Here is a 9,628-nt window from a genome sequence, read left to right on the forward strand (position 1 = left end):
CCACGATCCGGCGCTCCTGGATCCAGCCGGACGGGTTGACCAGCAGCGTCATGCCCTTGTTGGCCGAGAAGCTGAGCACCAGGAAGACCCATAGCGCGTCGAGATAAACCTGCACTGCGACCAACCAGGTCGGCAAGCGGTTCTTCAACTTGCCGAGCAGCCAGCGTCCGGCGAAGGCCGCGGCGATCAGCACCCAGGTGCTCGTGCCCACCGGAAGCGTGCCCGGGTGCAGCTCCACGGCCCCAGGGGTGTTGATCGCGTCGGCTGCCCGGTAGTCCAGCGCAAGTCGCTCGAAGGCCAGCCAGTCATCCCGGAACAGCTGCCACGCCAGATAGATCGCGAAGAAGGGCACGATGACGGTGGCGAACAGGTCGATGCGTCGTGACGATCGCGCCGGGAGATCGGCCAGGACCGGGATGGCCGGGCGCAGCACCATGAACATCGCCACCAAGGAGCCCAACCGGGCCAACCCCGCCAGCGGCATGATGACCGCGGCCCACCAGTCGTTGGCATAGCCCAATCGGGCAGCCAGCTCGATTGCGCCTTGGCGCCCCAGGATGCCGAGCAGATAGCAGGCAGCCAGCTGTGGCCAGTACCGCCAGAACAAGCTCAACGGTCGAAGCAGCAGCCCCCGCACCCGGCGATAGTACTGGCCCCCGCGGTGTTGGGGGGCGTGGGTAGCGTGACGAACGAGTCAATCCGTCAAAGAGGGAGAAACGATGACAGTCGTTCTGGTCCATGGCGTGCCCGAGACCGCCGAGGTGTGGGATCCCCTGGTCGAGCAGCTTCACGACCTCGGGGAGAGCGACGTCCGCACGCTCTCCCCGCCCGGGTTCGGCGCGCCGGTGCCCGCCGGTTTCACGGCGACGATGGACGGCTACCGCGGCTGGCTCGTCGCCGAACTCGAATCGATTGGTCAACCGGTCGATCTCGTCGGGCACGACTGGGGCGGTGGCCACGCGCTGACCGTCGCGATGACGCGACCCGACCTGCTTCGTTCCTGGGTCTCCGACGTCCCTGGCGTATTCGACGCCGACTACGTCTGGCATGACCTGGCTCAACAATGGCAGACGCCCGACGTCGGTGAGACGGCCGTGGCAGAGCTCGCGGCGATGTCGACCACGGACCGTGCCGACTTCCTGACCGGTGCGGGCATGGCGGCCGCCGTCGCGAGCCGGGTGTCCGAGGGCATCGACGACGTGATGGGACAGTCGATCCTGACGCTGTACCGGTCTGCTGCGCAGCCCTTCGCCGCCACGGCGGGCCAGAATCTCGAAGCTGCCTCCGCCCGGCCGGGCCTGGCGCTGCTGCCCACCGAGGATCACTTCGTCGGCACCGACGAGCAGAAGCGGCGCGCTGCGGCCCGCAGCGGCGCCCGCGTCGAAGTCCTCGATGGCCTTGGCCATTGGTGGATGACGCAGGACCCGGCAGGCGCTGCCGGGCTTCTGGTCGACTTCTGGAAGGTCAACCGATGATCCCTGGGTTCCCTCGAACCCCTACTCGCGCTTGCGCTTCACCTGATTGAAGGGCACGCCACGGTCGGGAGCGTGCTCACGGGGGAAGCCCAGGATGCGCTCGGCGATGATGTTGCGCGCGATCTCGGTGGTACCGCCGCCGAGTGACGCGCCCTGGCGGGAGGGGTAGCGCTCACCGTAGGAGAACAAGCCCGTTCCGTCGTCGACCACTCCACCGGTGCCCGCAATGGCCAGCGCGGTGTCTATCTCGAACTGAATGGTCTCGGCATGCGTGATGCGGATGATCGAACCGGCCGCCTGCGGCAGCGAGCCGTCCAGGACGCCGTGGTAGACGTGGTCGACCAACTGTTCCTGTACGGCCCGGTGCACCAGTGCGCGGCCCGCCTGCTCGCGGATCCGCTCGTTGGCGGTCTGGCCGGTCGCCTCGAGGAGCGCGACGTAGTCAACGGGCTGGTCCGAAGCGCCCTCGGCGCCCGTCCCGCTGGCGAACTCGGAGCCGCCGCCGACCGCGCGGCGCTCGTGGAACATCTGCCGGGACGCCACTTCCCAGCCCTTGTTCACCTCGCCAACGACGGCGTCGTCGGGAAGTTCGAGGTCGTCGAAGAACTCCTCGCAGAACTCGTTGCCACCGTCGACCTGCATGATCCGGCGCATGGTGATGCCTGGGCTGTTGATCGGCACCAGGAACATCGTGAGACCTTCGTGCTTGGGGACGTTCCAGTCGGTGCGGGCCAGTAGAAGTCCGTAGTCGGCGGCGAACGCGCTGGTGCTCCAGGTCTTGGCGCCGTTGATGATCCACTTGTCGCCGCGACGGTCGGCTCGGGTGATCACGCCGGCCAGATCGGACCCGCCACTGGGCTCGCTGAGGAGTTGCACCAGGATCTCGTCACCTCGGATCGCCGCGGAGATCCGGTCGCGTTTCTGCTCGTCCGTCCCGGTGTCGAGGATGGTCGCGGCGCAGATCGTGAACGTGGGCGTGTTGAGGATGATCGGCATTTCGTAGTCGCGCGACTCGGTGTCGAACGCCCGCTGGTAGGAGATCGGCAGACCAAGACCGCCGTACTCCCGTGGAAAGCAAATCCCGGCGAACCCCCCTCGGTACAACTTCTGCTGCAGCTCGCGGGCGCGCTGCCAGGGCGCGTCCTCGCCGCGGTCGACCCCTGGCGGGTTGGCCGGGTCGATGCGCGGCATGTTCTCGGCGAGCCAGGCCCGTGCTCGCGCGGCGAACTCCGCGACCGACTCGGTCGTCGTGGTCGTCGTGGTTTCGGTCATGACGCGGACTCCAGCTCCTCGGTGAGCGCGTACACACGCAGATTGTGGTCCTCGGGTGTTCCGAACATCGAGCGGTACAGCGTGATTCGGCGCAGATACAGGTGCAGGTCGTGCTCCCAGGTCACGCCGATGCCACCGTGCAGCTGGACACACTGTTGCAGCATGCCGGGGGCGTGTTCACCGAGGTATGACTTCGCCACGCTGACCGTCAGGTCGGCGTCGTCGGCGCGGGCACCGACCGCGGCGATCGCGGCGCGGGTGGTGGCGCGGCAGGCCTCCAGCCAGATCTTCATGTCCGCGTACTTGTGCTTGAGCGCTTGATAGGACGCCAGGGGTCGGCCGAACGAGTACCGGTCCAGCGCCCACTGGACGGTGAAGCCGAACACCGCGTCGAGGATGCCGACCACCTCGGCGCACTGAAGTACCTGGGCGATCTGGCTCTGCCTGGCGATGAGCGCCGAGGTCTGCTCGGCCGATCCGACGACGGCCTCTGCGTCGATGGCGACGCCGTTGAAGGTGACTCGGGCGTAACGCTTTACGAGGTCGAGTGACTTCTGGCTCTCGATGGAGACGCCGGCCGCGTCGGCGGGTACCAGGAACTGACGGATGGCGCCCTGATATTCGGCGACGACGAGGAACAGTCCGCATTCAGCCCCCGCCTCGACGCGGTCCTTCGCACCATCGATGCGGAACCCCGTGTCGGTCTTGGTGGCCGTGACGGCGGCGACCTCGGGTGCCCACGGCCGGCCGGGCTCGTAGACGGCCCAGCTGGCGGCGAGTTCGCCGGCGACGAGCGATTCGATGGTCTTCGAATGGGTTTGAGCATTGTCGGCGTCGACCAGGCCCGCCAGCACGGTGTTCACGGGGTGCAGCGGTCCGGGCGCGACGGTCCTGCCGATCTGCTCGGCGATCAGGGCGAGATCTCCCACCCCGTCGCCGGACACACTGCCGCCGCCGAGTTCCTCGGGGACGAGCATGCTGGCCCACCCGAGTTCCGCAGCGCGTTGCCACCAACCGGCGTCGAAGGATTCACCGGCGGCGTGCAGTTCGCGAACGCGGTCGAGCGAGGCCTCCTTCTCCAGGAATGCCTGTGCGGTCGATGCGAAGAGCAGCCTCTCGGGGGACGCAACCTCACTCATGTGAGCCTCTCTGGGGGTGATGCCGCTCGAAGGAGACTGTTACCTGTCGGCCAGGACGAGCGCGGGCACGTCGGGCTTGTAGACCTTCTTGTTGGCGACCTTGAACAGGTCGACCATGTTGCCGCCCATGACCTTTCGGATGCCCTCTTCGTCGAGGCCGTGGGCCTCGAGGTCGCTGACCAGGTTGATGGGATCGGCCAGGCCCTCGGGATGCGGCCAGTCCGAGCCGAAGATGATGCGGTCGATACCGCAGAGGTCGGCCATCTGCTTGAAGTTGTCCTCCCAGAATGGCGCGACGTAGATGGCGCGCTTGAACGCCTGGATCGGATCCTCGGGGAACGAGTCGGGCATCTTCTTGAAGACGTCCTTGAATTGGTAGAACAGGTAGGGCACCCACGAGGCGCCGTTCTCGACCGACAGGATGCGCAGATCGGGGTTGCGGGTCAGGGCGCCGTGGCAGACCAGCGCCGCCATGGTGTCCTCGATGGGCCGCTTGCCCATTGCGACCATCCGGAACGACGTCGGTGCGAACGGCTTGAACTCGTCGCCGGGCTCCCAGTCGTTGAGGTAGGACGAGTACCCACTGTCAGAAGCGTGCATCGACACCGGGATGCCGGCCTTGACGCAGGCCTGCCAGAACGGGTCGAACTCCGGCACGCCCATGGAGCGGCTGCCGCGGTATCCGGGCACCGGCGCGGGCCGCACCAGGACGGTCTTGGCGCCGCGCTCGAGACACCATTCGAGTTCTTCGAGGGCGCGGTCGACATTGCCCAGATTGATGACCGGGGTGGAGAAGATGCGGTCCTCGTAGTTGAACTGCCAGGTTTCATACATCCACTGGTTCAGTGCGTGGACGATGTCGAGGATCAGGTCGGGGTCGTCCTTCAGCCGTTCCTCGACGAGGCTGGCGAGCGTCGGGAACATCAGCGTGTAGTCCAGGCCGAGCCCGTCGAGGACCTCGAGGCGCGCGGCGGGATTGCGGAAGGCGGGGATGGCCTTCATCGGCTTGCCCATCACCTCGCGGTAGGTCTTGCCGCCGCTGCCGTGGCGGAAGTAGTCCTCCTGGGCGCCCGGCTTGGCGACCACCTCGAACGTCGGGTTGGGGATGTAGTCGCTGACCTGGTTGCGGACCATGATCTTGGTCCGCCCGCGGACCTCGATGTAGTCGATGACGCCCTTGCGGTTGTCCGGCAGGAACTGGGTCAGCGCTTCCTTGGGCTCGTAGAAGTGGTTGTCGGCATCGAACACCGGATAGGACAGTTCGCGTGAGGGCATTTCCGCCTCCTGGAAGTCTGGTTATCGTCAGCGGTAATGACGTTACCACTTTGACGGCGCAGAGTGAACCAGCATGTTCTGCCACTCTCTCGATGTGATTACCTGCAGCTCAGCGGCTGTTTAGATCAGGGCTGCAGCGCGCGCAGGCAGAATTCGTAGATGTGGCGACCCTCGATGGGGACGCCGTTGAGTTCGGCGCCGAGCACGCGCAACCGCATGGCGCCGAGCGCCGATTGCATGATGAGCGTCGCGGTCGGGTCGACCTCGAGTTCGGCGGCGAATGCCCCTTCGGAGATCCCGCGGGTGATGATGTCCTTGATCAGGGCGTGCACCGGTGAGAGCACGCTGGCGTACTCGGCAGGCATCGTCTCCGCGAGGTGATCGTTGTAGAAGGTCAAGCCCCTGTTGATGCTGTTCTGCGTGGTCGACTCGGCCGGTGCGGTGATCCTGTCGAGTAGCACCTTGAGCGCCTCCGCGGCCGCCAGTCCGCTCGTCTCGTCGCGCCAGCGCAGCGTCGACTCGGTCATGATCCTGTCGACGAGGGCCAGCAGAAGCTCGTCCTTGGTGGCGAAGTGCTGGTAGAAGGATCGCAGCGAGGTCTTCGAGCGCTCGACCACCTCGAGCACGGTGAAGTCGGTGCGGCCGGTCTCGCCGAGGATGGACAGCGCCGACCGCATGAACCGACTCGCCCTGGATTCCTCGTCGACGGGGCCGGCCTCCTCTTGGCCTGCCGAGGCCCGCCCGGTTGCCTTCGCCATGAGAACGACGTTACCGGTTCGGTAGAACCAGCGGTGGGCTTGCCGCTAAGGTGACGCACCGATGGCCGAATGGTTCCTGTTCCTGCCCCAGGTGCGGCTGGAGATTCCCGACATCGTCGGTCGGGCGCGCGCGGCCGAGGCCGCCGGCTTCGACGGGATCGCGTTCATCGACCACCTCGAGCCTCCCGGTGCGCCGCATCAAGGCATTTGGGAGGCGATGACCGTCGCGACGTGGGTGGCCGCGCACACCGAGCGGCTTCGCATCGGACACCTCGTGCTGTGCGACGCGTTCCGTCAACCTGCGGTGCTGGCCAAGGAGGCCGTCACCTTGGCGGCGGCATCGGGGGACCGCTTCGAACTCGGCCTGGGTTGGGGTTCGTGGCCCCAGGAATTCGACCGGTACGGCCTCGACGACGGCGATGACCCACCCGCCCGCGTCGCGCGCCTGGGCCGCAGCATCGAATCGATCCGTCAGTACTGGGGCGAGTCCGACGCCGACGGCGTGATCCAGGAACCTCGGCCCGGCCGCCGAATTCCCCTGGTGCTTGGCGGAACTGGAAAGAAGACGATGGAGCTGGTGCGCAGGCACGCCGACTGGTGGAACGTGCCGTCTCATCAGCTCGACCGGCTGCCTGCCCTGCTGCCGTCGGTCGGCGACGTACGCGTGTCGGTGCAGCAGATGGTGGGATTCATCGCGCACGGCGCCGATCGCGCCGAGGTCACCGCCGTCAGCACCCGTCGCTTCGGGCACCTCGGCAGCGGCCTGGTGTGCGGTGACGCAGGCGAACTCGTCGATCACTTCGCGAGTCTGTCGGCTCAGGGCGTCGAGCGGTTCTACGTCTGGTTCGCCGACTTCGCCCCGCCTGCCACGCTGGCCGAGTTCGCGGAGAACGTCATCGCAAGTCGCACATGGTAATTCCACACGACGCCATTCCACACGAGAAGGACGAGACAAACATGACAACGGATTCAGATCAGGCGCACTGGACGGTCGGCGGCCTTCTCGACCTGTTCGACGTCGAACCCGACGGAGCGGACCGGTTCACCGGCCAGACCGGTTTGGCCGGCGCCGACGAGCGCCAGGTGGTGGAGGGCACCCAGGTGCTTGCCCAGGCAATCGTCGCCGCGGGCAAGCGATTTCCGGAGAAGTCGGTGCGGTCCGCCTACGCGGTATTCGCCCGCGCCGTCGTCGTCGGGCCACCGGTCGAGCTGGCCGTCGACGTGGTCTCCGAGGGGCGGTCCACCGCGACCGCGGTGATCTCGGTGACGCAGAACGGCAAGCGATGCATCACGGTGACCGTGCTCAGCGACGTGCCGTCGGCCGACGTGATCCGCCACCACCTTCCGAAGCCCGACGTGGTGGCACCGGCCGACGCGAACCACTCCGAGATGCCGATGACCGGACGCCAGCTCAGGCTCGTCGACGTGGTCGACGTCAACAGTCCCGACGAGGTCGGGCCGCCAGAGCTCTACGCGTGGTTGCACTACGACCCGATTCCCAGCCGGGATGAACTGGCCAAGGCGCTGCTCGCGTACTTCACCGGCCACCTTGGGATTTCGACGACGATGCGCGCGCACCAGGGTATCGGCACGGCGCAGGCTCACCTCACGGTGTCGACTGCGCCGATGACGATCTCGGTGAGCTTCCACGAGCCGGTCAGCTGGGACGGCTGGATCCTCTACACCCACGAGAGCACCCAGGTGGGCGCGGGGATGTCCTACGTGCGCGGTGCGGTCCACACCGAGGAGGGCGACCTTCTCGCCTCGTTCAGCCAGGACGCGCTGATCCGTCCGCTGCGCACCACCGACACCTCGATCGGTGCGCAGTCCCGCCTTTAGTCGACGGGCCTCGTCACTCGTGGAGATCCTGCGCGGAGAAGGTGTCGCACTTGTTCGGGTCGCCGGTCCGGTACCCCTCGGTGAACCAGTACTGCCTGGCATTCGACGAACCGTGGGTCCACGACTCCGGATTGACCCGGCCCGTCGAGGACTGCTGGATTCTGTCGTCGCCCACTGACGAGGCCGCGGACAGGGCGTCCTTGATGTCCTGATCGGTCAGCGGCTGCAGGAAGGTCACGTCGGTGCCCGCCTGCTTGGTGATCGCGGCATAGTGCGCCCACACACCGCCGTAGCAGTCGGCCTGCAGTTCGGTGCGCACGCTGTTGCCCTCGGCGCCGCCGGGCCCCTGCTGCGCGCGGCCGAGGGTGCCCTGCAGATCCTGCACGTGGTGGCCGAACTCGTGCGCGACGACGTACTCCTGCGCCAACGGGCCACCGCTGGAGCCGAACTGGTCGACGAGCGTCTGGAAGAAGGAGGTGTCGAAGTACGCCGTCTGGTCGACGGGGCAGTAGAACGGTCCGACGTCGGTGGTAGCGGGACCGCATCCGGTCTGGACTTGGTTGCTGAACAGTCGGACCTTGGGTCGTGTGTAGCCCTGCAGCAACTGGGACCACACCCCGTCGACGGAGTTGCCGGTCGCGACGATGCGGCACCCGAGGATGTCGTTGGCGTCCTTGCCCGTCTTGCACTGGGTCAGATCGAAGCCGGGCGCCTCGACGCCCTGCGAGTCGTACTCACTCGAACCGCCCTGCGGCAGCACCGTCCCGGGATCGACGCCGAGGAACAACGCGACCACGACGATCAGCAGCCCACCGATGCCGCCGCCGATCGCGATGCGCCCGCCACCGCCGCCGCCACCGCCGCTGCTCGACGTGGTGCTCGTGTCGATCCGCATACCTTCGTTGAAGGTCATCTGCACCCCATCCGTGGCCGGCACCGAAGGCTCGGGACGAGCCGCGTTCAGCTTCCCACACTACGATTCAGACGTGGCCGCTCAGCGGGGAACTGCGGAAGATTCGACCATCGCGCACACCGCCTACGGCCGGTTGCGAGGCACCACCGAGGGTGGCGTCAACGTGTGGCGGGGCATCGCGTACGCCGAGCAGCCCCTTGGCGAGCGACGGTTCGTGGCTCCGGTGCCGCCTGCGCCGTGGACCGGGGTTCGCGACGCCATCGAGCACGGGCCGATCCCACCGCAGGGGCGGTCCTTCGTCGGGGGTGGCCGCGACGACCCGAAGATTCGCGACGAGGCATGTCTGACGCTGACCGTGTGGTCGCCTGAACCCACGGGCCGGGCACTGCCGGTGATGGTCTGGATACCCGGCGGCGCGTTCGTCTACGGCGCCGGGCAACTCCAGCTCTACAACGGCAGTCGGCTTGCGGCCAACGGGGACGTCGTCGTCGTGAACGTCACGTATCGGCTCGGTGTCTTCGGGGGGTTCGAACTCGGCGACCTCGGGCCCGGATTCGACGACAACCTCTGTCTGCGTGACCAGGTCGCGGCTCTGCAGTGGGTGCGCGACAACATCGGCGCGTTCGGCGGCGATCCCGACCGGGTGACGGTGTTCGGTGAATCCGCAGGCGCCACATCGGTTCTGGCGCTGCTGGCCAGCCCGCTGGGCAGTGGTCTGTTCATCCGCGCGATCGCTCAGAGCCCGGCGTTGCCGCTGATCGCCGACCGAGAGACGCGCGCCCGCCAGGCCGAAGCGTTCATCGAGCGACTCGGGGTCGGTGTCGACGAGGTGAAGTCGCTACCGCAGCGACGGCTTCGGCGTGCTGCTGGTGAACTCCAGTCCGAGAGTGCCGGACGCACACCGACGCTGGCGTACGGGCTGACCCACGGCGTCGAATCGCTGCCGAGGCACCCCAT

9 protein-coding genes and 1 pseudogene are annotated in these 9,628 nt (G+C 67.1%); 4 read left to right on the top strand and 6 right to left on the bottom strand.

Annotated elements, in window-relative coordinates; all coding sequences use genetic code 11:
* Nucleotides 1-637, bottom strand: a pseudogene (locus ACRDUX_RS15125) (hypothetical protein); the annotation flags it as partial.
* Between the two features lie 82 nt (nt 638-719).
* Here ACRDUX_RS15125 and ACRDUX_RS15130 point away from each other — a divergent pair.
* Nucleotides 720-1,475, top strand: coding sequence for an alpha/beta fold hydrolase (locus ACRDUX_RS15130; RefSeq protein WP_526414834.1), 756 nt, complete (start codon nt 720-722; stop codon nt 1,473-1,475).
* 21 nt (nt 1,476-1,496) lie between these two features.
* Here ACRDUX_RS15130 and ACRDUX_RS15135 read toward each other — a convergent pair whose 3' ends face one another.
* From ACRDUX_RS15135 to ACRDUX_RS15150, 4 genes are all read right to left on the bottom strand, one after another.
* Nucleotides 1,497-2,747: an acyl-CoA dehydrogenase family protein gene (locus ACRDUX_RS15135; RefSeq protein WP_526414835.1), complete on the bottom strand. Its 1,251-nt coding sequence runs from the start codon at nt 2,745-2,747 to the stop codon at nt 1,497-1,499.
* On the bottom strand, nt 2,744-3,886 hold the full coding sequence (locus ACRDUX_RS15140; protein ID WP_526414836.1) for an acyl-CoA dehydrogenase family protein: 1,143 nt from the start codon (nt 3,884-3,886) through the stop codon (nt 2,744-2,746). The genes ACRDUX_RS15135 and ACRDUX_RS15140 overlap by 4 nt, the downstream gene beginning before the upstream one ends.
* 39 nt (nt 3,887-3,925) lie before the next feature.
* Nucleotides 3,926-5,161 carry an amidohydrolase family protein gene (locus ACRDUX_RS15145; protein WP_526414837.1) on the bottom strand — a complete coding sequence of 412 codons (1,236 nt, stop codon included), beginning with the start codon at nt 5,159-5,161 and terminating at the stop codon, nt 3,926-3,928.
* A gap of 125 nt (nt 5,162-5,286) precedes the next feature.
* Nucleotides 5,287-5,919: a TetR/AcrR family transcriptional regulator gene (locus ACRDUX_RS15150; RefSeq protein ID WP_526414838.1), complete on the bottom strand. Its 633-nt coding sequence runs from the start codon at nt 5,917-5,919 to the stop codon at nt 5,287-5,289.
* 61 nt (nt 5,920-5,980) lie between these two features.
* Between ACRDUX_RS15150 and ACRDUX_RS15155 the strand changes: the two genes are divergently transcribed.
* Nucleotides 5,981-6,835 carry an LLM class flavin-dependent oxidoreductase gene (locus ACRDUX_RS15155; RefSeq protein WP_526414839.1) on the top strand — a complete coding sequence of 285 codons (855 nt, stop codon included), beginning with the start codon at nt 5,981-5,983 and terminating at the stop codon, nt 6,833-6,835.
* Nucleotides 6,836-6,876: 41 nt separating this feature from the next.
* Complete coding sequence (locus tag ACRDUX_RS15160; protein WP_526414840.1) at nt 6,877-7,758, top strand: acyl-CoA thioesterase; 882 nt, start codon at nt 6,877-6,879, stop codon at nt 7,756-7,758.
* A gap of 13 nt (nt 7,759-7,771) precedes the next feature.
* Here the strand turns inward: ACRDUX_RS15160 and ypfJ are convergent, their stop codons facing one another.
* Complete coding sequence (gene ypfJ / locus ACRDUX_RS15165) at nt 7,772-8,671, bottom strand: KPN_02809 family neutral zinc metallopeptidase (protein WP_526414841.1); 900 nt, start codon at nt 8,669-8,671, stop codon at nt 7,772-7,774.
* Here ypfJ and ACRDUX_RS15170 point away from each other — a divergent pair.
* Nucleotides 8,592-9,628: carboxylesterase family protein (locus tag ACRDUX_RS15170; RefSeq protein ID WP_526414842.1), on the top strand; the 1,037-nt coding region annotated here is incomplete at its 3' end. The genes ypfJ and ACRDUX_RS15170 overlap by 80 nt on opposite strands.

Source organism: Mycobacterium sp. (assembly GCF_050701675.1).
Lineage (GTDB): Bacteria > Actinomycetota > Actinomycetes > Mycobacteriales > Mycobacteriaceae > Mycobacterium.

Bases quoted from the DNA above. Each gene is read 5' to 3' on its own strand.
- ACRDUX_RS15135 (WP_526414835.1), bottom strand. From the start codon at position 2,747: ATGACCGAAACCACGACGACCACGACGACCGAGTCGGTCGCGGAGTTC.
- ypfJ (WP_526414841.1), bottom strand. From the start codon at position 8,671: ATGACCTTCAACGAAGGTATGCGGATCGACACGAGCACCACGTCGAGC.
- ACRDUX_RS15145 (WP_526414837.1), bottom strand. From the start codon at position 5,161: ATGCCCTCACGCGAACTGTCCTATCCGGTGTTCGATGCCGACAACCAC.
- ACRDUX_RS15140 (WP_526414836.1), bottom strand. From the start codon at position 3,886: ATGAGTGAGGTTGCGTCCCCCGAGAGGCTGCTCTTCGCATCGACCGCA.
- ACRDUX_RS15130 (WP_526414834.1), top strand. From the start codon at position 720: ATGACAGTCGTTCTGGTCCATGGCGTGCCCGAGACCGCCGAGGTGTGG.
- ACRDUX_RS15155 (WP_526414839.1), top strand. From the start codon at position 5,981: ATGGCCGAATGGTTCCTGTTCCTGCCCCAGGTGCGGCTGGAGATTCCC.
- ACRDUX_RS15160 (WP_526414840.1), top strand. From the start codon at position 6,877: ATGACAACGGATTCAGATCAGGCGCACTGGACGGTCGGCGGCCTTCTC.
- ACRDUX_RS15150 (WP_526414838.1), bottom strand. From the start codon at position 5,919: ATGGCGAAGGCAACCGGGCGGGCCTCGGCAGGCCAAGAGGAGGCCGGC.